The organism is Nocardioides sp. (genome assembly GCF_050246775.1).
Lineage (GTDB): Bacteria > Actinomycetota > Actinomycetes > Propionibacteriales > Nocardioidaceae > Nocardioides.
This window is the reverse complement of the sequence record NZ_JBFWVK010000003.1, coordinates 278,114-302,462: the sequence shown is the minus strand read 5'-3', so window position 1 is coordinate 302,462 and position 24,349 is coordinate 278,114. Positions and strand designations below refer to the sequence as shown.

Sequence of the window (24,349 nt, the reverse complement as noted above, 5' to 3'; positions counted from 1 at the left end):
TCTCGGTCAGGACTGCAACGCAGACATGGTGGCCGGCTGCTCCTCGGTGGGATGTCCGAGGCAGACGAGCATCTCCGGAGACGTCCCGTCGGGCAGCGTCAGGATGCGCGCGACCGCCGCCCGGCTGAACGACGTCACCGGGCAGGCGCCGAGTCCCACGCTGTACGCCGCGAGGAGGAGGGTGGCGGCAGTGGTGCCGACGTCGATGTAGAGACCGCGATGGCCCCGGGGGAATCCGAACTCCTCCGCCCGAGCGGTGTCGACACTGATCACGACGACTGCCTGCGGCGTCGGAACCATGCCGGGCGAGACCGCCTTGAGCAACCTGATCGTCACGCGGTCGGTCACGGCCAGGACTGGTTGGAGGCGCCGGTTCCCGGCGTTCGGCGCCCACCGGCTCGCCTGCACCACGAGGTCGAGTGCCGCGGGGTCGACGGGCACCTCGCTCATCCGCCGGGTGACGCGCCGAGCGCGGAGGGCGTCGTACACAGGGTTCTCGACGCCCCGGCTCATGCTCGCCCCGCCTGTGCCACCAGAGCGTCGGCGACGCGCAGGCAGAGTGCGTCGAGCGTGGCGAGGTAAGCCTCCCGGTCTCTCGTCGGAGTCCGCACCGGTTCGAGAGCCGCGACCTCGGCGACCAGCGGAGCGAGGGTGTCGTCGTCCTGGACGCCGTCGGCCATGCGCTCGGCCAGCAGGCGCGCGGCCATCAGTAGCCGCATCGGCCCGTACTCGGCCGCCTCCTCGGTCTGGGTCCGGGCTGCGGTGACCAGGAACGCGAGGACCTCGAGGGCGGACCCCTTCGAAAGGACGGAGTCTGAGGTCTCGGCGCTCATGCGAGCAGCCTGGCAGACGACTCCGGCCGCAGCCAAGGCCCCGCCTCACCTCGTTGGAGGGGATTTTGCGGCCGGACCAACACGGTGACACCGACGCCGCGGGGGCGTGCTGACACCGTCGAGGAAGGGACCAGTCGTGAAGAAGCAGAGGGCCGCGCGAACACAAGAGGAGTCGGTAGGGCAGGTCAAGGTGACAGAGCCAGGTGGAGAGTCGGTTTCGGGGGAAGGCAGCGTGGCCGTTTGGGGATAGCTGGCCACCCGCGCGGGCTGCGGCGTTCTCCAACCGCTTCTGGCGAACGGCTCAGAAGTGGGCGGCATGCTAACGCGAAGAGGGCGCAGTCGGGATGAATGAACCGAGCTCGGCCCGGCGCCCGTGTCTCCGGCGGAATCCCTGCGGAGTCCGGGCCCCAAGCCACACGAAACCGGCCCCCGATCCCACGTTTCCGCAGGTCAGGGGCCGGATCTCGACAAGCTCGATCAGCGAGGACGATCAGATGTCGTAGTACTGACTGACTGACCCATGCTGACCTGCGCAAACGTCGAGAATGGCCGGCCGTTTGTACCGGATGTGTAACAGGCTACCTCGTGCTGAGAGCGTCGTCGGCCGGCTCAGCGCGACTAGATTCGTCTAGAAACTAGCCACTCTCTAGACGCGTTCGGCTGGCGTCGCAGCGGGTGAATCGAGGGGCCTTCCACCGGGGCACGATCGTCGACGTAGTAGATCCTGTGGCAGCGCCGACCGGGTGCGAGCAGGTTCTAGCTTGGTCTAGGCGCGCCCTTGCGGGCGTAGCGGACCCACGTGATGGCCACGCACATCGCGGCCCACGCGATGCCTACAGAGAAGAAGGCGGTGGCGCCGATCGTGGTAATGCCGACTCCGAAGAAGAACGGGCCGAAGGCCGCGATCGCGGCTGTCCAGCCGATCACCCCGCCTGCCTGTCGCCGCTCGAAGATCATGGGCATTTGCTTGAAGGTCGAGGCGTTGCCGATGCCGGCGAACAGGAACACCGCGAGCATGCCCCACAGGAACTGGTCGAAGTCGGCGTTGAGGCTCGCGGCTGAGCTCAGGTCCGGGGTGAGTGCCGGGATCGTATAGGCGATGGAGGCGATCAGGCCGACGCCGGAGATCAGCGTCCAGATGGCTCCGCCCATTCGGTCGGTCAGCGGTGCGAAGGCGACGCGGGCGCCGGCACCGATGAGCGGGCCGAGGAAAACGAATTTGACCGGGTCGGGCACGGAATAGCCATCGATCAGGAGGGTCGCGGTGGCGCCGGCACCGCTGACGATGTCGTCATTGCCGGAGCCGTAGAGGTTCGACATGAGGAGCCCGAACTGCGCGGCCAGGCCGGAGAAGGTGCCGAAGGTCATGATGTAGAGCAGCGTCATCAGCCAGGTGTCGGTGTTGTTGAAGATGTCGAACTGCTGCCTGAAGTTGGCCTTGATCGGCACAGACTTGAGCATCGTCCACGCGAGCACAGCACCGATCACCATCAGGGGGATCCACACGAACGCGGCGTTCTGGTACCAGACCTCCTCCGGAGGCTTCCCTGCGACAGTGAGTTCCTGGCTGCCGCCGAGGAACGCGAAGAAGGAGACCGCGATCAGGTAGGGCGTGAGCAGCTGGACCAGCGAGACGCCGAAGTTTCCGAGTCCGGCCTGCAGCCCCAATGCAGTGCCCTGCTTGCTCTTCGGGAAGAAGTACGACGTGCTGGGCATGAAGCCGGAAAAGGCGCCCCCGCCGATTCCCGCGAGGAGCGCCAGGACCATGAGCTCCCAGTAGGGCGCGGTGGGGGACTGGACGCGCACCCCCCAACCAAGGGTTGACGCGATGAGTAGAAGGCTCGTGAACGTGACCATCTTGCGGGTGCCGAGGATCGGCGGCAGCGTCATCCATCCCAGTCGGAACAGTCCGGCCGACAGGCCGGGCATGGCGGCCATCCAGTAGAGCTGGGAGTCGCTGAAGGTGTAGCCGAGGGCGTTGAGCTTCGGGATGATGGCGCTGGGCAGGAACCAGGCGACGAACGCCAGGGTGAGGCAGAACGTGGTGATCCACAGGGTCCGCCAAGCGAGCTTGGAGTCCCAGGTGGCCTCGTTCTCTGGGTCCCAGGACTCCAGCCACTCTCCGGACTTAGTTGATGTCGTGGAACTCATACGAAGGTCTCCTCACGGGCCTCGCTGGGCCGCTCGATGTGTCGCGCCAGTTCGGGCGACTCCGTCTGCAACATGTGGATGACCGTCCAGTGCATCCACAGGAGGCAGATGACGGTCAGGACGAACAGGACGAAGAAGGTGCTGGACGGGAAGCCGGACCAGACCTTGGTGTACGCGAAGAGGGGTGGCAGGAAGAAGCCGCCGAGGCCACCGAGCATCCCGACGAGCCCGCCGACCGCTCCGACGTTGTCGGGGAAGTACTCCGGGATGTGCTTGAAGACCGCTGCCTTGCCCACGCCCATGGCGCAGCCCAGGAGGAAGACCAGCGCCGCGAAGGGGACCAGGCTGATCGAGTAGGCGAGGTGCTCGGTCTGCCCGCCGTCGGCGTGGTCGATCACGAGGTGGCCGTTGGGCATCATCAGCAGTGCGGTGATGACCAGCATTGTCCCCAGGGACCAGTACATGACCCGCCGGGCGCCGAACCGGTCTGAGAGCCAACCGCCGTAGGGACGGAGCAGGGACGCCGGGAAGATGTATGTCGCGGTCAGGTACGCCGCGGTCTGCAGGGAGACGTCGAAGTTGTCCATGTAGTACGTGGGCAGCCAGGCTGCGAGTGCAACGTAGGCGCCGAAGAAGGCAACGTAGTACAGCGCGAATCGCCACACGCGGATCTGCTTGAGGGGCGCGAGTTGTTGGGCGATTGGCTGGGAAGCACGCGGGGTCCGATCCGTGCGGGGGGCCAGGAACCACGTCGCGGCGGCCATCAGCACCAGGAGCACGGCGTACAGGACAGGCACGAAGCGCCATCCTCCCGGGAAGATGCCGAGGTAGGTGGCCCCGACGGTTGTGCCCGCGATCAGGGGTGGGCCGACGAACTTGGTGACCGATGCCCCGACGTTGCCGGCACCGAAGACCCCGAGCGCGAAGCCCTGTCGCTGGCGCGGCTGCCAGGCTGAGTTCCAGGCGATTCCGGAGCTGAATGAGTTGCCGGCGAAGCCGACAAAGAAGGCGAGCACCAGGAGCATGACGTAGGAATCGGCCTTCGAGACCAGGTACGCCGGCACGGCGGATCCGAGGAGCAGGAATGTCATCACTTTCCGACCGCCGATGCGATCGGTGATCATCCCGGCGGGCAGCCGCCACAACGAACCGTTGAGGACCGCAGCCGCGATGATCCAGGAGAGCTGGACCTCTGAGAGGCCGAACTCAGCGCTGATGGGCTTGCCGAGGATGCCGAACATCAGCCACACCGCGAACATCAGGGTGAAGCCAGTGGTGGACAGCAGTAGTACCCGGGTCGCGCCGCGGTCGGCGGTGGGCCGTCCTTCGTCTTGGCGGACTGGCAGGGCGTCGGCCTTGTCAGCCTGACTCAGGGAGGCCATGCGCGCTCCTCTCGGACTGCCGCGCGGGGAGTTCCCAGCGGCGAAGTTGGTGTACTCCTGCATTTCCTCACCCCCGCGTGGCTTGAGCCACGTCCGGTGGTCCTTTCAATGAGGGGCTTTGGGCCTATTGCCGATCCGTCGAATCCAGATGATTGTGAGGATGTGAACTCCGAGCAGACCTCCAGCGCCAGAACCGGCGCCGATCTGCTCGCATCAGCGCCGAGGCGCGCCATCGTCGATGCCCTGCGGTGTCACGGCATCGGCGAGGGCGAGGTCGACGTAGGCGGGATGACCGCGGGTCAGCTTGCTGACGCGCTGGGACTACATCCCACGACGGTGCGATTCCATACTGACCGGCTCGAGGCGGCCGGGATCATCCGGTCACACCTCACCACCATGTTCGGGGTCGGTCGACCCCGCAAGGTCTACGCAGTCGCTGACGACGAGCCTGAGGACGACCGGACGACCTATCTGGTGCGGCTGCTGCAGCTGATGACCGAGTCCTTTAATACCGGCGCTACTCCCGAAGAAGCCGGTGAACGCTGGGCGCGGCACCACCTGATCTTGACCGCTACGAGCCCGGCGGCGTCTCCAGGATCTTGGCTGAGCAAGCTCGGCCCGCTCGTCGACGTGCTCCAGGACTGGGGCTATCTCCCGGAGCTGACCACGACCGAGGGCGGGCGAACGTGTCTCATCACCTTGACCGACTGCCCCTTCATCGACCTGGCGCGTGACAACCCTGCGGTGGTCTGCGGAATCCACGAGGGGCTCGTGCGCGGAGCTCTCCATCAGCTGGGAGAGGACGACGTCGCCGTGTCTGTGACGCCGTTCGCCCGACCGAACCAGTGTGACGTCCAGATCAAGACCCACCAACCGTTCGACAAACACCACGAGGAGTCGCTGGATGAGTCTCGACAGCCCGATCCAACAGGCCCTGATCTCGGGTCGCCGGTTCTTCACCAAGACGGAGGTCAGCGACGACCAGCGCAGCCTGCACAAGAAGGGCGGCCGCGAGGGTGACGTCTTCTACCGCGACCGGTGGAGCCACGACAAGGTGGTGCGCTCCACGCATGGAGTGAACTGCACCGGGTCATGCTCATGGAAGGTCTACGTCAAGGACGGGATCATCACCTGGGAGGCGCAGCAGACCGACTATCCCAGCGCCGGCCCGGACCGACCCGAGTACGAGCCCCGCGGCTGCCCCCGCGGCGCGGCGTTCTCTTGGTACACCTACAGCCCCACCCGGGTCCGCTACCCCTACGTCCGCGGTGTGCTGCTCGACATGTACCGGGCCGCCAAGCAGACCTACGGCGACCCGGTCGTCGCCTGGGGCTCCATCGTCCAGGACGAGGACCAGTCGAGGGCCTACAAGCAGGCCCGAGGCAAGGGTGGACTCGTCCGGGCCAGCTGGGAAGAGGTCGCGGAAATCATCGCCGCCGCCCACGTCTACACAGTCAAACGCTGGGGTCCCGATCGGATCGCGGGCTTCAGCCCCATCCCAGCGATGTCACCGGTCTCATACGCCTCGGGTTCTCGCTTCCTGGAGCTCATCGGCGCCCCCATGCTGTCCTTCTACGACTGGTACGCCGACCTGCCTAACGCCTCGCCCCAGATGTTCGGGGACCAGACCGACGTCCCGGAGTCCGGAGACTGGTGGGACGCCGGCTACCTGTTCATGTGGGGCTCGAATGTCCCGATGACACGCACCCCCGACGCTCACTGGATGACCGAGGCCCGCTATCGCGGCCAGAAGGTCGTCGCGGTCGCCCCCGACTACGCCGAGAACGTCAAGTTCGCCGATGAGTGGGTCAGCCCCGCACCCGGCACCGATGGCGCGCTCGCCATGGCTATGGGCCACGTGATCCTGAAGGAGTACTTCGTCGACTCCCTGCCCTCGTTCTTCGAGGGCTACAACAAGCAGTTCACCGACCTGCCCTACCTGGTCACGTTGGAACCCACGGCCGATGGGTGCTACCGCCCCAGCAAGTACCTCGTCGCCGGCGACATCGACCACCCGGACGGTGGCACCGAGAACCAGATGTGGAAGCCGGCCATGATCGACACCAGCGGACGGGTGCGCATCCCGCGCGGTTCGATCGGACATCGCTTTGGCGACGAGGGTCTCGGCAAGTGGAACCTCGATCTCGCTGACATCGACCCGGCACTGACCCTCTACCGGACCCCGGACGGCGCCACCGCCGAGACCGCCGAGATCGAGCTACCGCGCTTCGACGCGGCCGACGGGAAAGTTGCCTACGAGCGCCGAGGTGTACCGGTCGTGCGGGTCGGTGACCGGCTGGTCACCACGGTCCTCGATCTGCTGCTCGCCCAGTACGGCGTTCGCCGCGACGGTCTGCCGGGGGTATGGCCCGAGTCGTTTGACGACGCCACAGTCCCGGCCACCCCAGCTTGGCAGGAGCAGCACACCGGCGTGCCTGCCGCGCAAGTCACACGACTTGCCCGGGAGTGGGCCCAGAACGCGATCGACACCGAAGGACGCGGGATGATCCTGCTCGGCGCCGGCGTCAACCACTGGTTCCACTCCGACCAGATCTACCGCGCGATCCTGCTGCTCACCACGATCACCGGCACCCAGGGCCGCAACGGCGGCGGCTGGGCGCACTACGTCGGGCAGGAGAAGATCCGCCCGATCATGGGGTTCCAGCACCTGGCGTTCGCACTGGACTGGCAGCGCCCGCCGCGGCACATGAACCAGACCGCCTACTGGTACGTGAACTCGTCGCAGTACCGCTACGACACGTTCAGCGCCGACGACCTGGACTCCGGGACCGGCATCTTCGCTGGCAAGACCGTGATGGACCTCCTGGCGCAGTCGGTCCGGCTGGGGTGGAGCCCCAGCTACCCCACTTTCGACCGGAGCTCGCTCCAGCTCGCCGACGACGCCGAGGCGTCAGGCATGGCAGCGCCCGACTACGTCGCCTCCGAGCTCAAGGAGGGCAGGCTCAAGTTCGCTGTTGAGGACCCCGAGGCGGAGGACAACCACCCGCGAATCCTGTCGCTGTGGCGTTCCAACCTCTTCGGCAGCTCCGCCAAGGGCAACGAGTACTTCCTACGCCACCTGCTCGGCACCGACAGTGCCGCCACGGCACAAGAGGCCGGGCCCGAGCACCGGCCCAGCACCGTGACCTGGGCCGACAAGGCGCCCGAGGGCAAGCTCGACCTGCTGATGACGATCGACTTCCGGATGACCAGCAGCACCATCTTCAGCGACGTCATCCTGCCAGCCGCCACTTGGTACGAGAAGCACGACCTGTCCACCACCGACATGCACCCCTTCGTGCACTCCTTCAACCCCGCCATCGCCCCGCCATGGCAGACCAAGTCGGACTGGGACGCCTGGAAGGTGATCGCCAAGCGTTTCAGCGAGCTCGCCGTCGACCACCTCGGCACCCGCAAGGACGTCATCGCCAAACCGCTGTGGCACGACACCCCCGAGGCCATGGCCGCCGAGCACGGCGTCGTGAAGGACTGGCGCCTCGGCGAGTGTGAGCCAATCCCCGGCAAGACAATGCCGGTGATCGTGGTCGCCGAGCGCGACTACACCGCGATCTACGAGAAGATGACCTCCATCGGCCCGCTGCTGGAGAAGGTCGGCATGCTCACCAAGGGCGTGGCCTACGACGTCAAGCGCGAGGTCGACATCCTGCGCGAGCGCAACGGGGTCGTCCACGGGGGCGCCGGTGACGGCCAACCCAATCTCGAGACCGACGTCCAGATGGCCGACGCGATCCTGCACCTCGCCGGCGTCTCCAACGGGCACCTCGCCACCCAGGGCTTCAAATTCCTCGAGAAGCGCACCGGGACCCAGCTGCACGACCTGGCCAGCGAGCACGAAGGCAAGCAGATCACCTTCGCCGACACCCAGGTGGCTCCGGTGCCGGTGATCACCTCGCCCGAGTGGTCCGGCTCCGAATCGGGCGGACGTCGCTACTCGCCGTTCACGATCAACATCGAGCGGCTCAAACCGTTCCACACCCTCACCGGCCGTCAGCAGTTCTACGTCGACCACGACTGGTTCATCGGAATGGGGGAGATGCTGCCGGTCTACCGACCCCCGCTGAACATGACCACGCTGTTCGGGGAGACACCCCTCGGCGAGCAGAACGAGCTCGGAGTATCGGTCCGCTACCTGACCCCGCACAACAAGTGGTCCATCCACTCCGAGTACCAGGACAACCTCTTCATGCTCTCGCTCTCGCGGGGCGGCCAGTCAGTCTGGGTCTCCGACCGCGACGCGGCGAAGATCGGCATCAAGGACAACGACTGGATCGAGATGGTCAACCGCAACGGAGTCGTGGCCGCACGGGCGATCGTCAGCCATCGGATGCCGGAGGGCACCGTCTACATGCACCACGCCCAGGACCGGCTCATCGACGTCCCTCTCACCGAACGCGACCGCAAGCGCGGCGGCATCCACAACAGCCTCACTCGGATTCTGCTCAAGCCCAACCACATCGTCGGCGGCTACGCCCAGCTCGCCTACTTCTTCAACTACATCGGCCCGATCGGCAACAACCGAGACGAAGTCACGATGATCCGCAAGCGGACGACGAAGGTGGAGTACTGACATGCGGGTGATGGCGCAGATGGCCATGGTGATGAACCTCGACAAGTGCATCGGGTGCCACACCTGCTCGGTGACCTGCAAGCAGGCATGGACCAACCGCTCCGGGACCGAGTACGTCTGGTTCAACAACGTGGAGACCCGTCCCGGCCTCGGCTACCCCCGCACGTACGAGGACCAGGACGTCTGGCAAGGAGGCTGGATCCGCAAGGCCAACGGCCGGCTCGCCCTGAGGGCGGGAGGACGGTGGAAGAAGCTCGCGACCATCTTCTCCAACCCCAAGCTGCCCTCAATCCACGACTACTACGAACCCTGGACCTACGACTACGAGACCCTGCTCAACTCCCCGCAGACAGACACCTTCCCTGTGGCGCGGCCCAAGTCGCTGCTGACGGGCAAGGACATGGACGTGAAGTGGTCGGCTAACTGGGACGACGACCTCGGAGGATCCCAGGAGCACGCCGCCAGGGACGTGATGCTCAAGGGCATCGAGGACAAGGTCAAGCTGGAGTTCGAGCAGACCTTCATGTTCTACCTTCCCCGCATCTGCGAGCACTGCCTGAACCCCTCCTGTGCGGCGTCCTGCCCCTCGGGCGCGATCTACAAGCGCGCCGAGGACGGCATCGTGCTCGTCGACCAGGACCGCTGCCGTGGCTGGCGGATGTGCGTGTCCGGCTGCCCCTACAAGAAGATCTACTTCAACCACAAGACCGGCAAGGCCGAGAAGTGCACCTTCTGCTACCCGCGCATCGAGGTCGGCATCCCCACGGTGTGCTCGGAGACCTGCGTCGGCCGGCTGCGCTACATCGGGCTCGTGCTCTACGACGCCGACAAGGTCCTCGAGGCCGCCTCCATCGAGGATGAGCACGCGTTGTACGAGGCGCAACGCGGCTGCTTCCTCGACCCCGAGAACCCCGAGGTGCAGCAAGCCGCGCTGGCAGCAGACATCCCCGCTGACTGGATCGAGGCCGCGAAGAAGTCACCGGTATGGGCGCTGATCAATAAGTTCGAGGTGGCCCTGCCGCTGCACCCGGAGTACCGCACGATGCCGATGGTCTGGTACATCCCGCCCCTCTCTCCTGTCGTCGACGTGGTGCGCGAGACCGGCGTGGACGCGGAGGACCGCGGGAACCTCTTCGCCGCGATCGAGGCGCTCCGCATCCCCGTCGAGTACCTCGCCAACCTGTTCACGGCCGGCGACACCGTGCCGGTTGACCGGGTGTTGCGCAAGCTAGCCGCGATGCGCTCCTACATGCGTGACATCAACCTCGGTCGCGACCCCGACGAGTCCATCCCCGCAGCAGTCGGGATGACGGGGGAGCAGATGTACGACATGTTCCGGCTGCTCGCCATCGCCAAGTACGCCGAGCGCTACGTGATCCCCCCAGCGCATGCGGAGCAGGCACACGCCCTCGAGGAGCTCGCCACGGAGTGCGCGGTCAGCGACTACGGCGGCGGCCAGCAGGACCTGTTCGGGGAAGGCTCGGGCTACCCGACACCGGTCGCGGTCGAGAACTTCCGGATGCTCCAGGACCGGCAGACCGCCGAGACCAGCGACGAGCTCGCGGGCGGAGGCTCCAAGGCGGGACGCGTCAACCTGCTCAACTGGGATGGCCGCGGCACACCCCAAGGGATGTTCCCGCCCCGCACGCCGGACGACGGCGACTCGCAGTGAAGCGCCCGTTCGCACGCAAGCACACAACTGCGGGCTCACGCGAGACCTGGGCGGCCTGCTCCGCACTGCTGGACTACCCCACGAGCGAACTGATCGGCAGCCTCGACGCCATCACCTCGCTCGTGCCCGGCAACGAAGCCGTGGCCGACCTGGTGGCCCACCTGCGCTCGCACGAGCTGCGCACCGTGCAGCAGGAGTACGTCGAGACCTTCGACCACGCCCGCAAGTGCGCGCTCTACCTCACCTACTACGCCTACGGTGATACGCGTCGCCGCGGTGTTGCGCTCGTGCAGTTCAAGCAGGCCTATCGCGACGCAGGCGCCGAGTGGGACGAAAGCAGCGGCGAGCTCCCGGACCACCTGTGCGCCGTGCTCCAATTCGGCGCGACCATCGACGTTGACGCCGCAAGGAAGCTGCTCATCGACCACCGCGCCGGCCTCGAAATGCTGCGCATCGCCCTAGCCGGATGGCGCAATCATGACGGCACCGTCGGCTCGCCCTGGCACGGCGCGGTGCGCGCAGTCCTCGACACGCTCCCAGAGCTCGCCGGCGACGAGGTGGACGCCGTACGCCGTCTCATTGCCCAAGGCCCACCAGCGGAGCAGGTCGGTCTCGGCGGTTACGGCGCCGACCCCGCCATCAGTTCGCTCGCCGGTCCCGCGCTCATCTCCGGATCGACCATCCCCGTAGGAGCCCCACGGTGAACACCTTCCTCTGGGTCATCGTGCCCTACCTCTGCCTGGCCACGTTCGTGGTCGGACATGCCTGGCGCTACCGCTACGACAAGTTCGGATGGACCACCCGCTCCTCCCAGCTCTACGAGGACCGACTATTGCGTCTGGGCTCCCCGCTGTTCCACTTCGGGATGCTCGGCGTCGTCGGGGGCCATGTCATCGGACTGCTCGTGCCACGGTCGTGGACCGAGGCCGTGGGCATCGACGACCACCTCTACCACCTCGTCGCCGTCGCCGGCGGACTAGTCGCGGGCGTCATGGCCCTGGTCGGAATGACCATCCTGATCTACCGACGCCGCACGGTCGGCCCGGTCTTCAGCGCGACAACTCCCATGGACAAGGTCATGTACGCCTTCCTCGGCGCCGCCATCGTGCTCGGAATGTGGAACACCATCGCCGGATCGATCTTCTCCCTCGGCGGCGAGTACAACTACCGCGAGGGCGTCTCTGTCTGGTACCGCTCGTTCCTCGCCTTCCAGCCCCAGCCCGACCTCATGGGCGACGCACCCATCGGCTTCCAGCTGCACGCCCTCGTCGCGTTTGGCCTCTTCGCCCTCTGGCCCTTCACCCGGCTCGTGCACGTCTTCTCCGCCCCCATCGGCTACCTCACCCGCCCCTACATCGTCTACCGGTCACGCGACGACCAGCTCGGTAGCCGGCGCACGCGTCGCGGCTGGGACCGCGTGGGCTCCTGAGCCGAGGCAGAAACCGTCAAGCGTGGACGTCAGCGACGGCGTTCTTCGGCTTCGCAAGACGCCGACGCCGACGCCGACGTCGCTGCACGAGCAAGAGCAGTCCCTGCGAACCCAAGATGGAGATCCACATGAACAGCACCTCCCTGTCCGCTCTCGCTGATGAACACCTGTCTGCCGCGCACCAGCACAGCGCCGGTCGCAGTGCGCACACCGTGTACGGGGGGCAAGGCCACGCGTTGCGCCAGACCCTGATTGCGCTCGTCGCTGGGCGCCGCCTCGGCGAGCACCAAAGTCCTGGAGAGGCCACGCTGCAGGTACTTCGTGGGTCGGTCACGCTTCACGCAGGTGAAGACACGTGGGAAGCAAGCGCGGGCGACCACCTCGTGATTCCGCCCTCCCGGCACGACCTGGAGGCCGTCGAGGATGCAGCGGTCCTGCTGACCGTAGCCCTGCACGGAGTGCCGGGAACCTGAGTGGATCCGGAGCAAGTCATGGTTCACCCGATACAGATCGACACGGCGACGAGCTACGACGCGCCTCGCGAGGTGTCCGGTGGCTCGCGAGGACAGCTTGCGCGGGTCGCCCTCTGCGACGTCGAAAACTCGAGAGACGCAACGAGGGCTCCGGCAGTGCCGGAGCCCTCGTTCTCGAACCGGTGAGTTCGAGCTTTACGTGCACAAGTGACTATATGTCGTAGTACTGACTGACTGACCCATGCTGACCTGCGCAAACGTCGAGGATGTTCGACCATTTGTACCACGCTTGTAACGAACGCTGGCCTGACACCCGCTCCGGGCTACTGTCCCGAACTGGTCGAGCTCGGCGGCCGTCCCCAATAGTCCGGCAACCGCCCTTCCGCGTTCGCCGAGGACAGTTTCACCATGGGTTCTCGTTAGCCTTCCGTGGGTCATCTCCGGTCGGGGAGTGCTGGTCGGCGGCCGCCGAGGTTGAGCATCGCGAGTTCGATGAGGGGTTAAGGGAACTGAATTCGAAGTCGATCCTTGCGGTCAGAGGTCGTCGAGCTCCGTACCGCGCAGACGCAGCTCGTCGATGAGCACCGGCATGGTGCTGGTGATCCCCTGGATCCCGATCATGCTCGCGATCTCCATCACTTCCAGCACTTGGCCCACGGTGGCTCCGTGCTCGAGGGCGTTGCGGATGTGAAGCTTGGTCCCCTTCACATAGAGGTGGGTCGCCGCTATGTCGTAGGAGACATAGATCAGCTCCTTCTCGGCGGGACTGAGCGTGCCGGTGCGCCAAGGCACGGTCGAGAACTGCGTGTATGCCTCGAACATCTCGGGATCCAGCTCGAGCATCTCGTCCCAGAACTCGTGCCAGTAGCCGCGCTCCCGCACGAACCGCTCCTTGAGGCGCTCCTGGTCTGCACCGAGTGGCTCCGGGCCGGCTCGCCCCCGCTCCTCGAGGACCTCGACCAAGAGAGGGACCCCGACGTTCATCGCGTGGATGCCGACGGTGGCACTCAGCTCGAGAACCTCGAGGATCTCCTGAGGAGTCGCGCCGGCATCCAGTGCACGCCGTACGGCGGGCTGCAGCTCCGGAAGATGCAGGTGGGTGGCAGCGGCATTCACCGTCAGCTCGACCAGCCGTTTGAACTTGGTGCTGAGGTGGGCCTTCTTCCATGGCACGGCATGCATGCGGCAGTAAGCGCGGGCGAACCCAGGATCGAGCCGCACGACCGCATCCCAGGTCTCGCTCCACTCCAGCCCGGCGGCTGCGAACTCGGCCTGCACCTCGGCGGGCTCGGACCGTTGGTTGCTCACGAGGTCGGCGATCCGGCTTCGGCGCTCAGCTCGGCCTGGAGCAGCGGAGCCCCAACCAGCACCGACTTCATCCCGATGAGAGTGGCCAGCTCCATCACCTCGAGGACCTGTTCGGCGCTGGCGCCGTAGCCTAGGGCGTTCTCGATGTGCAGCTTGAGACCGACGCGGTAGAGATGGGTGACCGACGTGTCGAATGCGATGTAGATCAGTTCCTTGACCAGGGGGCTCAGGTGCCCTGTCGTCCACGGCACCGAGGAGAAGGCGGTGTAGGCCTCGAACATCTCGGGGGCGACCTTAAGGATGTCGTCCCACGTGGGGTTCCAGTAGCCACGTCTCGTGGCGAAGTTGGACTTCAGCTCATCTTGGTACGACGTCAACGGCGCTGCGCCGGTCCGCTCCCCGCGCTCCTGAAGAACGTCGAGGAGCACCTCGACGCCGACGTTCATCGCATGGACGCTCACGGTGGCAGAGCACTCGAGGACTTCGAGGATCTCTTCCGGCGAGGCGCCGGCGGCGCGGGCCTCTCGCAGCCGGGAGCGCATGCCGTCCGGGTCGAGGTGCGTCACGTTGGCGTCGATGGCGAGCGCGACGAATGCTCGGACCTTGGGATCAAGGTGACCTGAGCGCTCGGGCACCTCGGCCATCTTGACGTAGGCGTCGAGGAACTCCGGGTGCAGCTCGCGCACGACGTCCCAGGCCCCTCCCCGGCACCGGTCGCTCGCCGTCGTCATGTCGACCCTCCTGCCTGGTGGTCTGCCTGGTCCGCAGGCGGCCCGGCAGCCTCCTGGAGATAGAGCGCGACCTCGGTGTGGTCGGCGCCAGCATCGAGGCTGGAGGACGCCTCGCTCCACAGGCTGACCGCTGCCTCACCCAGCCGACTCGGCACACCGCAATCACGGGCCAGCTGCGTCGCTATCCGCATGTCCTTCAGCATGAGCTGCAGCGCGAAACCGGAGTCGAAGGTGCCGGGAAGGATGAAGTTCGGCCACTTGTTCTCTGTCGAGCCGCTCCGACCGCTGGAGGAGTTGAAGACGTCGAGGAGCACCTGGGGCTCGATCCCGAAGCGCTGCCCGACCAGCATCGCCTCCGAGGTGACCCACAGATGCGCAGCGGAGAGCAGGTTGTTGAGGGCCTTCACCGCATCGCCGGCTCCGATCGGCCCGGCGTGGACGGTCCTCCCCAGGCACTCGAGCAGGGGCCGGGCCTCATTCAGGTCGTCGGCTGATCCGCCGACCATGATGGTGAGCCGGCCGGCTTCAGCTCCGCCGACGCCCCCGGAGACAGGCGCATCCAGGAGGCGTCCCGAACGCCGCGCCAACTGGTCGGATGCGGTCCGGGTCGCGCCGGGCTCGCTCGATCCCATGTCCACGACCAGCGTCCCGGGCCGGATCGAGGCGATGAACTCGGCGTCGTCCAGGACCAGACTCACGATCGCGGAGCTGGGGAGCATCAGGATCACCAGGTCCGACGCCGCTGCCTCGCCCAGGGAGGAGACGACCGCCACGCCGGCATCGCTCGCTCGCCGACGGGCGTCGCTCGACACGTCGTACCCGTGCACGGCGTAGCCGGCAGCAGCGAGGCGTCGTGCCATGGGGATGCCCATGTTCCCGAGCCCTACGAAACCGATGGAGCGAGGCTTGGGGCTCTCGGCGGCCTGCGGGTCAGGCATCGAGCACCCCGGCGTCGCGAAGCGCGTCGACGGCCGCCTGGTAGCCGAGCTCGTCGAGCTCCTCGGCCCAGTGCGTGGTGCCGAGGGAGATCGCGACATGAGTGAGGTAGGAGTCCGGGGCGGCACCGTGCCAGTGCCGCTCCCCAGGTGGGGTCCACACGGTGTCCCCGACGCGGAGCTCGTGGCAGTCACCTCCCTCGGACTGCACGCACCCACGGCCTGCCACGACCTGCAGGATCTGCCCCTGGTCGTGGCTGTGCCAGTACGTCCTCGCGCCAGGCGTGAATGACACGGTGTTGATGGTCACCCCGTCGGTTGCCGGCAGCGTGAGATACGGGAAGGCCTGGCCGGTGAATTGAGAACCGGTCTTGGAGATCGGTCCAGGCTGCTGACACGGCGGGATGTGGATCACGACTGCTCCTCGTCCTCGGTGGTCGACTGGTCTGCCACGCGGACCCCGCCAGAGATGTCGCCGATCGCGTCTACCACGGTGTTGCTGATTCGGTCGGCGTAGCCGAGGCCCCGCGCGAGGCCGAACGAGGCCAGCGGGCCTGCTGAGTTGAGACTCGCGACGCCGAGCTGGCTGACGTAGCCGGCGTACAGAGTGACGTCCTTCATCATGAGCGTGTTGGTGAGGCCGCCTTCGAGATAGTCGCCCTCGATGATGCGGGGGAAGCGGTTGAGCGTCGCGAAGTTGACGCCGGAGCTCGCATTGAGGACCTCCAGGACGGTTGCCAGGTCGAGTCCGGCCTTCTTGGCCGCGACCATGACCTCCGCCGTCGCCGCGAGAGACACGGCGTTCAGGAAGTTGTTGAGGAGCTTGGTGGCGTGGCCGGAGCCGCTCTCGCCGACGTGGAAGATCTTGGAGGAGAACGCCTCGAGGGTGGGCCGGACCGCGTCGAGCGCCGACACCGTGCCACCGACCATGAGCGTGAGAGCCCCCTTCTCGGCCGCGGCAGCGCCGCCGCTGATACCGGCGTCGAGGTAGTCGACCCCCCGATCTGCCAGCAGCCCGTGCAGCCGCCGCGTGGACGCCGGGTCTGCCGTGCTCAGGTCCACCACGACCTGGCCGGCGCGGCAACCGGCGAGGACACCCGCGTCTCCGTTCATCACGGCCTCCACCACCGTGCTGTCGGGCAGGGACATGAGGACGATGTCCGCGCGCTCGGCGACCTCTCGCGGCATGGCAGCGGGCTCGGCACCCAGGGCGGCAGCGAGCTCCAGCCTGGTGTCGAAGCCGACCACGCTCGCGCCGGACCGGGTCAGGCATGCAGTCATCCTGCCTCCCATATTTCCCAAGCCGATGAATCCGACGGGCTTCATAGGGACCTCTCTGTGCGGGACTCGTTGGTGGTGCCGGGCGACGACTCCGTGGTCACTCCGTAGGTGACCTGGTCGACGGACCCGGTCTCCCACGCCCCCGCCCCACCGGAGGGTCGGACGGTGTTGACGATGCTCGCGCCGCCGTCGGCCGACAGCGCCTGCCCGGTGACGTACGACGACAGGTCCGAGAGCAGGTAGAGCGCCACGTCGGCGATCTCCTGCGGCGTGCCGGCCCTGCGGAGCGGCGTGGTCGATGCTCGTTGCTCCATGTCGTTCTTGCCCCCGACCGTGTCGGCGGCGGAGCCGAAGAGATTCGTGGGCACGATCCCGGGGGCGATCGCGTTGACGCGCACACCGATGGGCCCGCCATACATCGCGGCGCCGTGGAGCAGGCCGAGCGTGGCGTGCTTGGACGTCTGATAGGGCAGGAGATCGGCGCTGCCCATCAGGCTGGCGATCGAGGCGGTGAGCACGATGGCCCCGCCTGAGTCTTGGCGTTCGTACTGCTTGAACGCGGCACGCAGTCCCAGGAACTGGCCGGTCACGTTGACGTCCAGGACGCGACGGAAGTCCTCGAGGCTGATGTCTGGCAACCTGTCGAAGGTGCCGAAGATCCCTGCGTTGAGGTGGTGGAGGTCGACTCGCCCGAAGGCTGTGAGGGCGGCCTCGAGGTAGGCCTCGACCTCGGTCTCGACCGAGACGTCCGCCTCGACCCCGATCGAGGGGGTGGGCAGCGAGGCTGCCAACGTGCGTGCCCCGGGGCCGTCGACGTCGACGACCACCACGGACGCGCCCTCTTCAGCGAGACGTCGGGCGGAGGCCGCACCGAGACCGTGAGCCGCGCCAGTCACGATGGCGACGCGCCCGGACACCAAGCCTGTCACTCGTCCTCCTGCTCCTGCGCCGCGCGATCAAGCCAGGATCGGCCACCGTCTCGGCGCATGAGGATTCTGTATGACGAACATACCGTCTGTCTATCTGCTTGCCCAAGAAGGGTCGCCGCAGTGCTCGGGCACCCCGCGGAGGTGTCGGGTCAGATCACTGGTGGACGGCGGAGCCGTGCACAGCCGCGATCCGGACGTGCTCCACGCACGCCTGCGCCGCAGCGTCTGCGTCGCGGGCCTCGATCGCCGCCAGGAGTCTCCGCAGCTCGGCGACCGCCTGTTGCGGACGCCCGGGCTGGGTGAGGGAGGTCATCCTCAGCAGCTGCACACGCGCCTGGATCGTCTCGAGGAGCTGTTGTAGGACCGAGCTCCCGGCACCCTCGATGAGGACGGAGTAGAACTGGTCCTTGACCGTCAGGACGTGGAGCACATCCGGTTCGTCAACGACCTCCGCGAACGCATCGACCGCGGCCCCGAGCCGCCGGACCTGCGCGTCGGATGCCTTGGCCACGAACTTGCGCACCACGAGTGACTCGAGGGATGCGCGCACCTCGTAAAGGTCCCCGGCCACCTCGGCGTCGGGCATCGTGACGATGGCACCTCGCTGGGGCAGGACCGTGACCAGGCCCTCGGACGTCAGCTGCCGCAGTGCTTCCCGCACCGTGGTGCGGGACACCCCCAGGCGCTCGATGAGCTCACGCTCCACCAGTCGCTGTCCTGGCTTCAGGTGGTTGTCGAGGATGGCTCGACGCAGGCTGGTGACCACCTGCTCGCGCAGCGGCGCCGCGACGCGACCTGTGATGGCCGAGGGCCACGAATCTCCCAGCGACGGCGCTTCCGTCATGGCCACCATTCCCTCGTCGTGTGAGTCGCTGTCAGGTCCGTGTATGACGGACCGACGGTACGTCAGTATACGCAACGCGCGCTTGGCGGCGTTCGCCTCGCCTTCATGGGAATGAAAGAGGGGTTGACGGTTGCCTGATTGTACGATGATATGACCGTACGTTCGTATCCGCACCGGACCTCACCCGGTCGAGGATCCCTGACACGGAGGCGCTATGCAGGTCATCGCCCTGTCCCACCGCACGACAGCTGGGGGGCACTGACGTGACGCCCGATCAGACTCGTCGAGACACCTACGAGCTAGGCCTGACGATGCGGCGCAAGGTGCTCGGAGAGGCGCACGTGAGTCGCTCACTCGACAATGTCAGCGACTTCGGCCGACCGATCCAGGACATGGTGACCGAGTACTGCTGGGGTGTGGTGTGGAGTCGCGACGGGCTCGACCTGCGGACCCGGAGCCTGCTCAACCTGGTGATGCTCACCGCGCTCAACCGGCCGCACGAGCTCGCCGTGCATGTGCGCGGAGCACTCCGCAACGGAGTGACGGTGCCCGAGATCCAAGAGGCGCTCATGCAGTCGGCGGTGTACGTCGGCGTACCCGCGGCGCTGGAGTCGTTCCGCATCGCCGAGAAGGCGGTGGGCGAGCACAAGAACGAGATCGCGAACGGCGAGCCGACGGGGACGGGGTCGTCGGATCAGCATCCCGAAGGTGGTCGACTCGCGTGATCCTCACAACCGTATCGGCAAAGGAGGCGACTCGGTGTCCATGAACATGCGCACAGTTCAGGTGCTGGAGGCGGTGAACGCCGACAGCCAGTTCAGGCACGCAGCACGTCGCTGGACCATCGAGCTGATGATCGGAGTCGGTGAGGATCGCTACATCTTCGACGTCCTCGACGGCCACGTACGCCGGTTCGAGCTGACCGAGGACCTCTTCCAGAGCAGCTCGGCACGGCTCGTCGGCACCGACGAGGATTGGCGAAACCTGCTCGAAGCGGTGCCGGTCCCCTTCTATCAGGACTTCATCGGGGCCTGGTTCAACCACGGCTTCGAGATCTCCGGCGACCTGCGAAGCGTCTTCGCCCATTACTGGGCGCTGCTCCGGCTGCTGCAGGTGATGCGGAACATCAACGCGCAGGCGAAGGAGCAGTAGCGATGCCAGCCAGGACCTCCGACATCGTCGGCCGCTACATCTACGTGAGCGTCGAAGGCGTCGAGTATCGCGTCTACTACGAGGAGTGCGGCCAGGGCGTCCCGCTCTTCTGTCAGCACACCGCAGGCGGTGAGGGCAGGCAGTGGCGTCATCTGCTCGAGGACCCCGAGGTCACCTCGAAGTTCCGGGTCATCGTGCCCGACCTGCCGTTCCACGGGAAGTCCCTGCCGCCGTCCGGCGTCCCCTGGTGGGAGGGCGAGTACCAGCTGACCAAGGCTTTCTTCGAGGAGTTCGTCGTCACGGTGAGCCGCGAGCTCGGGCTGGCGCGTCCGGTGTTTATGGGGTGCTCCATGGGCGGTCACCTCGCCCCGGACCTCGCTCTGGACCGCCCCGACGACTTCCGTGCGGTCATCGGGGTCGAGGCGGCGATCCATAGCCACGGCGCCGAGGGCCTGATGTCCTACCTGGACCACCCGGACATGTCCAACGACTTCCGCGCTGCCCAGATGTATGGCATCTGCGCGCCGATGAGCCCTGAGGCCTCACGGCACGAGACGGCATGGATCTACAGCCAGGGCTCCCCGCCCGTGTTCAAGGGCGACCTCAACTACTACTTCATCGAGCACGACCTGACCGGCGTGGCGAGCGACATCGACACCTCGAAGGTGGCTGTCTATGTGCTCTCCGGGGAGTACGACTACTCGGCGCACCCGGAGCTGGGTCGCGCACTGGCCGACCAGATCGAGGGCTCGACGTTCGTGGCGATGCCGGGCCTTGGCCACTTCCCGATGGCTGAGAACTACCCACTCTTCAAGCAGTACGTCATGCCGGTGCTGGACGACGTGCTCGCCAAGTCGGAAGATCACGATGGCCGGGCCTGACACGAGCGCCGCCACGGCACTTCCGGGTGCCGTGGCCTCCGAGATCGGTGTCGGCTGTCGCGGCCTCACCCGGAGGTTCGGGAACACGCTCGCACTCGACGGGGTCGATCTCGACGTCGCGGTCGGGAGCATCCACGCCCTCGTCGGACAGAACGGCGCCGGCAAGTCGACCTGTCTCGGGATCATCGCCGGCCGGATCAAGCCGACCTCGGGCGAGGTCCTCATCCTGGGCGACAACCACCAGTACGGCAGCCCACGGGCGGCCCAGGACGCCGGCGTCGCGGCCGTCTACCAGGAGCTCACGGTCATTCCGCAGCTCACCCCGCAGGCCAATGCCTTCCTCCCACGTCCGCTCACGCGAGGCGGCCTGCTGCGCCGTGGCGCGATGCGGAGGCGCTACGAGCAGGCCTGCTCCTCGCTCGGGACACCGCCCGCGCCCGACGTGCCCGTGGGACGACTGACCGTCGCCCAGCAGCAGCTCGTCGAGATCACTCGGGCCGTGATGTCGGACTCGCGCATCCTGCTGCTCGACGAGCCGACCGCCGCGCTCGCCCCCGAAGAGCGCCGGGCGCTGTATCGGGTCCTGCACTCGCTTCGCGATGCCGGCTCGACCATCGTGCTGGTGTCTCACAACCTCGACGAGGTCCTCGCCAACGCGGACGCGGTCACCGTCTTCCGGGAGGGGTACGTGATCGACACCCGGCCCGCCTCTGAATGGACGAAGCCCGAGCTGATCGAGAGCATGATCGGAGACTCGTCTCGAGACCTCCTCGCCGCTGTCACCACGGGCCGCACGCTCGCCGAGGATGACTCTCGAGGCGCGGCTCGCGCCGCCGCTGCCGTGCGGCTGAAGGTCGACGGCATCCAACTGGCGGGCCGACTGAGCGACGTGAGCTTCGAGGTCCGCGCCGGTGAGGTGCTGGGGGTTGTCGGCTTGATGGGCTCGGGACGGTCCAGCCTGCTGCGGGCACTCAGCGGCCTCGAACCCGGCACCCGCGGCAAGGTCGAGATCGACGGCGTGTCGAAGTCGTTCCCGACCTCGCCCCGCGCAGCCCAGGCGCTGGGGATCGCGCTGCTCCCCGAGGAGCGCAAGACCCAGGGCGTGTTCCTGCGCATGAGTGCCGCGGAGAACGTGGCGCTGCCGCGGTTGAGGTCGCTGGGCCGGTTCGGCTTCCTGGGCCCCCGACGCGTGGAGTCCAAGACCCAGCCCTACCTCACGGCCATGGGCGTCTCCAGGTCGAAGACAGGACATGCAGCCGGAACCCTGTCGGGCGGCAATCAGCAGAAGCTGCTGTTCGCCCGCATGAGCTTCATCAAGCCCGGTGTCCTGCTGGCCGACGAGCCCACCCGTGGCATCGACATCGGCGCCAAGGCAGACATCTTGGAAGAGGTCCGGCGCCTGGCACGCGAGGACGGCGTGGCAGTCGTACTCGTCTCCTCCGAGACCGAGGAGGTCATCGCCTTCAGCGATCGCATCCTGGTGATGGCAGGCGGGCGGATCGTGGACGAGCTCGATGCGAGCAAGGCCTCCGAGCACGAGCTCCTGCAGGGCGCCTTCAACGTCGATGGCGTGTCGGCCTCATGAAGCCCATGTCGGCGGAGAGCAGGGCCCAGAGCCCCGACGCCACGACGGGCCGCGAGGTGCGGTCCGCGGTCTCGGCGGGGACGGTGCTGGTGCGGGCCGCGCACGAGGCGACGGGACGTTTCGCGGTGATCCCGGTGATGGTCGGGGTGCTCGTCCTCGCTCAGGTGCTGAACTCGCAGTTCCTCACGTGGCCGTCGATCAACCTCATGCTCCGCCAGAACGCGAGCCTGGGACTCATCGCCATCGGACTGACCTTCGTGCTCATCGGTGGCGGGATCGACATCTCCGTCGGGGCGCTGTATGCGGCGGGCGCCTCGGTCTACACCAAGGTCGCGCTCGATCACTCGCTCCTGACTGCCCTGTGCGCCGCGATCGCGACCGGTGTGGTCGGTGGGGTGGTGAACGGGCTGCTGGTCACCAAGCTGAAGTTCAGTCCCTTCGTCGCCACGCTCGGCACCGCCTCGCTGTTCGGCGGGCTCGTCGTCCTCTATGCAGGCAACCTCGCGATCGCTCCGACCAATCCCGCGTTCAGGGACTTGGCGAGAGGCGACGTCCTCGGTGTCTCCAACGTCGTCATCGCCCTGCTCGTGATCGGAGTCGTGGCAGCGCTGGTGCTGCACCGAACCGCCTTCGGGAAGTCGCTGTACGCCGTCGGGGGCAGCTTCAGCGCCAGCTACGTCGCCGGCCTGCGCACAGACTCCATCCGGCTGGTGACCTACGTCATCAGCGGTGCGTGCGCAACGTTCGCCGGAGTCATCTACGCGTCGCAGACGGGGATCAGCCAGAGTGATCTCGGCGGCAGCGTCGTGGCACTGACAACGATCGCCATCGTCGTGCTCGGTGGGACCTCTCTGTACGGCGGTGAGGGTGCGATCTGGCGCACGGCTGCCGGCTTCATGATCCTGGCGTCGGTCACGACGATCTTCACGATGTTGGCAGTCGATGAACCGCTCCAGGAAATAGTCCAGGGAGCCATTGTGGTCGGCGCCCTGATCCTCGACGCCTCGGGCAGAAAGCGCGCTGTTGCCTAGTGGCCGCGGTGCTCAATCAACCGTCGACCCGGCCGCTACGGCACCGTGTCGACTTCGTGGGAAAGGTGTCACGATGAATTGGAAGTCGAAGCCCGGGGTGCTGGTAGGGGCATCGCTCCTCAGCATGGCAGGGCTCGTTCTGTCCGCCTGCGGCGCGGGCGAGAGCCCTTCCACGTCCTCCGAGGACGCGGTCAGTGTGGATGTCGGCGCGGACAAGCCGATCGAGATCAGCCCTCCGCTGAAGGTCGGCATCTACACGAGCTCCGGGTGTGCCTCGTTCGGTGTGGCCGAGGACGAGGCGCTCGAGGCGGAGGCCAAGAAGGAGGACATCGACCTCACCATCTTCGACTCCTGTTTCGACAGCTCCAAGCAGTTGAACCAGATCCAGTCGGCGATCCAGAGCAAGACGTACAACGTCCTGGGGGTCCTTCCCGTGGACGGGCAGGTCGTCTGCGCGGCGCTGAGCGAGGACGCACCAGATGCCGGTCTGCTCGCCATCCCCTTCGACCAGCCGCTGTGCGGGAAGTTCACCGAGGAGGGCGATGATCTGTGGCAGCCCGGGACCCTCACCTACATCTCCGGCTACAACACCAAGGACACGCTTCGGCAGTATGTCGAGGCCATCGTGAAGGCAAACCCCGACGCGAATGTCGGCGTGGTCGAGGGCGTCCCCTCTGACGGTCTCTCCACCAACACGAACGAGCTGGTCAAGGAGGCGTCCGAGGCGAACCCCGGCTTCAAGGTCGTGGCGACCGTCAACACCGACTACTCCTCACAGCAGGGCTACCAGAAGACCCAGTCCCTCCTGCAGTCGCACCCGGAGATCGACGTGATCATCGCGACCCAGTCGAACATCACCCAGGGCGCTGCCCGGGCCATCAAGCAGGCCGGCAAGACCGACTCGATCTTCCTAGCCGACTACGGCGGCGACAAGGAGGTCGTCGCCCTGATGGAGCAGGGCGAGGTCCAGCTCCTCGGACCCACCTTCCCGGTGTCGGAGGCCAAGCTCGTCATCCAGACGCTGCTGGACGTGATCGACGGCAAGACCGTCGCGCGCTTCCAGGACGTGCCGTTCCAGGTAGTCACCCCTGACGACCTCGCTTCCTACACACCGGAGTACTAGGCCGCAACGCCAGATCCTATG

General features: G+C 66.7%; 23 protein-coding genes. 12 read left to right on the top strand and 11 right to left on the bottom strand.

Annotated features, from left to right (window positions below):
• Positions 1-6 precede the first annotated feature (6 nt).
• From AB7I40_RS16420 to AB7I40_RS16405, 4 genes are all read right to left on the bottom strand, one after another.
• A complete protein-coding gene (locus AB7I40_RS16420; protein WP_428346985.1) occupies positions 7-513 on the bottom strand; it encodes a nitroreductase family protein in 507 nt (168 codons plus the stop codon).
• On the bottom strand, positions 510-833 hold the full coding sequence (locus tag AB7I40_RS16415) for a DUF6092 family protein (protein ID WP_428346986.1): 324 nt from the start codon (positions 831-833) through the stop codon (positions 510-512). The genes AB7I40_RS16420 and AB7I40_RS16415 overlap by 4 nt, the downstream gene beginning before the upstream one ends.
• A gap of 756 nt (positions 834-1,589) precedes the next feature.
• Positions 1,590-2,984, bottom strand: a complete 1,395-nt coding sequence (locus tag AB7I40_RS16410) for an MFS transporter (protein ID WP_428346987.1) — start codon at positions 2,982-2,984, stop codon at positions 1,590-1,592.
• A complete protein-coding gene (locus AB7I40_RS16405) occupies positions 2,981-4,366 on the bottom strand; it encodes an MFS transporter (RefSeq protein ID WP_428346988.1) in 1,386 nt (461 codons plus the stop codon). The genes AB7I40_RS16410 and AB7I40_RS16405 overlap by 4 nt, the downstream gene beginning before the upstream one ends.
• Before the next feature lie 162 nt (positions 4,367-4,528).
• Here AB7I40_RS16405 and AB7I40_RS16400 point away from each other — a divergent pair, with 162 nt between their 5' ends.
• The 6 genes from AB7I40_RS16400 to AB7I40_RS16375 all read left to right on the top strand — a co-directional run bounded on the left by AB7I40_RS16400 (position 4,529) and on the right by AB7I40_RS16375 (position 12,528).
• Complete coding sequence (locus AB7I40_RS16400) at positions 4,529-5,386, top strand: helix-turn-helix transcriptional regulator (RefSeq protein WP_428346989.1); 858 nt, start codon at positions 4,529-4,531, stop codon at positions 5,384-5,386.
• Positions 5,271-8,954 (top strand): nitrate reductase subunit alpha, encoded by a 3,684-nt coding sequence (locus AB7I40_RS16395; protein WP_428346990.1) that lies wholly within the window; start codon positions 5,271-5,273, stop codon positions 8,952-8,954. Before AB7I40_RS16400 ends, AB7I40_RS16395 begins: the two co-directional genes overlap by 116 nt.
• 1 nt (position 8,955) lies before the next feature.
• Positions 8,956-10,626: a nitrate reductase subunit beta gene (gene narH / locus AB7I40_RS16390; protein ID WP_428346991.1), complete on the top strand. Its 1,671-nt coding sequence runs from the start codon at positions 8,956-8,958 to the stop codon at positions 10,624-10,626.
• Positions 10,623-11,330: a nitrate reductase molybdenum cofactor assembly chaperone gene (gene narJ / locus AB7I40_RS16385; protein ID WP_428346992.1), complete on the top strand. Its 708-nt coding sequence runs from the start codon at positions 10,623-10,625 to the stop codon at positions 11,328-11,330. Before narH ends, narJ begins: the two co-directional genes overlap by 4 nt.
• Positions 11,327-12,055, top strand: a complete 729-nt coding sequence (gene narI / locus AB7I40_RS16380; RefSeq protein WP_428346993.1) for a respiratory nitrate reductase subunit gamma — start codon at positions 11,327-11,329, stop codon at positions 12,053-12,055. Before narJ ends, narI begins: the two co-directional genes overlap by 4 nt.
• 128 nt (positions 12,056-12,183) lie before the next feature.
• On the top strand, positions 12,184-12,528 hold the full coding sequence (locus AB7I40_RS16375) for a cupin domain-containing protein (protein WP_428346994.1): 345 nt from the start codon (positions 12,184-12,186) through the stop codon (positions 12,526-12,528).
• Between the two features lie 534 nt (positions 12,529-13,062).
• Here AB7I40_RS16375 and AB7I40_RS16370 read toward each other — a convergent pair.
• The 7 genes from AB7I40_RS16370 to AB7I40_RS16340 all read right to left on the bottom strand — a co-directional run bounded on the left by AB7I40_RS16370 (position 13,063) and on the right by AB7I40_RS16340 (position 18,556).
• Positions 13,063-13,836: a carboxymuconolactone decarboxylase family protein gene (locus tag AB7I40_RS16370; RefSeq protein WP_428346995.1), complete on the bottom strand. Its 774-nt coding sequence runs from the start codon at positions 13,834-13,836 to the stop codon at positions 13,063-13,065.
• The gene (locus AB7I40_RS16365; protein ID WP_428346996.1) at positions 13,833-14,567 is read right to left on the bottom strand and encodes a carboxymuconolactone decarboxylase family protein; all 735 of its coding nucleotides are present in this window, start codon (positions 14,565-14,567) and stop codon (positions 13,833-13,835) included. Before AB7I40_RS16365 ends, AB7I40_RS16370 begins: the two co-directional genes overlap by 4 nt.
• Positions 14,564-15,505: an NAD(P)-dependent oxidoreductase gene (locus AB7I40_RS16360; RefSeq protein WP_428346997.1), complete on the bottom strand. Its 942-nt coding sequence runs from the start codon at positions 15,503-15,505 to the stop codon at positions 14,564-14,566. The genes AB7I40_RS16365 and AB7I40_RS16360 overlap by 4 nt, the downstream gene beginning before the upstream one ends.
• The gene (locus AB7I40_RS16355) at positions 15,498-15,917 is read right to left on the bottom strand and encodes a cupin domain-containing protein (protein ID WP_428346998.1); all 420 of its coding nucleotides are present in this window, start codon (positions 15,915-15,917) and stop codon (positions 15,498-15,500) included. The genes AB7I40_RS16360 and AB7I40_RS16355 overlap by 8 nt, the downstream gene beginning before the upstream one ends.
• Complete coding sequence (locus tag AB7I40_RS16350) at positions 15,914-16,828, bottom strand: NAD(P)-dependent oxidoreductase (RefSeq protein ID WP_428346999.1); 915 nt, start codon at positions 16,826-16,828, stop codon at positions 15,914-15,916. The genes AB7I40_RS16355 and AB7I40_RS16350 overlap by 4 nt, the downstream gene beginning before the upstream one ends.
• Complete coding sequence (locus tag AB7I40_RS16345; protein ID WP_428347000.1) at positions 16,825-17,712, bottom strand: SDR family NAD(P)-dependent oxidoreductase; 888 nt, start codon at positions 17,710-17,712, stop codon at positions 16,825-16,827. The genes AB7I40_RS16350 and AB7I40_RS16345 overlap by 4 nt, the downstream gene beginning before the upstream one ends.
• Positions 17,713-17,866: 154 nt before the next feature.
• Complete coding sequence (locus AB7I40_RS16340) at positions 17,867-18,556, bottom strand: GntR family transcriptional regulator (protein ID WP_428347001.1); 690 nt, start codon at positions 18,554-18,556, stop codon at positions 17,867-17,869.
• 263 nt (positions 18,557-18,819) lie between these two features.
• Here AB7I40_RS16340 and AB7I40_RS16335 point away from each other — a divergent pair, with 263 nt between their 5' ends.
• The 6 genes from AB7I40_RS16335 to AB7I40_RS16310 all read left to right on the top strand — a co-directional run bounded on the left by AB7I40_RS16335 (position 18,820) and on the right by AB7I40_RS16310 (position 24,328).
• Complete coding sequence (locus AB7I40_RS16335) at positions 18,820-19,281, top strand: carboxymuconolactone decarboxylase family protein (RefSeq protein WP_428347002.1); 462 nt, start codon at positions 18,820-18,822, stop codon at positions 19,279-19,281.
• 40 nt (positions 19,282-19,321) lie between these two features.
• The gene (locus AB7I40_RS16330; RefSeq protein WP_428347003.1) at positions 19,322-19,708 is read left to right on the top strand and encodes a hypothetical protein; all 387 of its coding nucleotides are present in this window, start codon (positions 19,322-19,324) and stop codon (positions 19,706-19,708) included.
• Between the two features lie 2 nt (positions 19,709-19,710).
• Positions 19,711-20,589, top strand: coding sequence for an alpha/beta fold hydrolase (locus tag AB7I40_RS16325; RefSeq protein WP_428347004.1), 879 nt, complete (start codon positions 19,711-19,713; stop codon positions 20,587-20,589).
• A complete protein-coding gene (locus AB7I40_RS16320; protein ID WP_428347005.1) occupies positions 20,576-22,174 on the top strand; it encodes a sugar ABC transporter ATP-binding protein in 1,599 nt (532 codons plus the stop codon). The genes AB7I40_RS16325 and AB7I40_RS16320 overlap by 14 nt, the downstream gene beginning before the upstream one ends.
• Positions 22,171-23,205 carry an ABC transporter permease gene (locus AB7I40_RS16315; RefSeq protein WP_428347006.1) on the top strand — a complete coding sequence of 345 codons (1,035 nt, stop codon included), beginning with the start codon at positions 22,171-22,173 and terminating at the stop codon, positions 23,203-23,205. Before AB7I40_RS16320 ends, AB7I40_RS16315 begins: the two co-directional genes overlap by 4 nt.
• A 73-nt stretch (positions 23,206-23,278) precedes the next feature.
• A complete protein-coding gene (locus AB7I40_RS16310; protein ID WP_428347007.1) occupies positions 23,279-24,328 on the top strand; it encodes a sugar ABC transporter substrate-binding protein in 1,050 nt (349 codons plus the stop codon).
• Positions 24,329-24,349 lie beyond the last annotated feature (21 nt).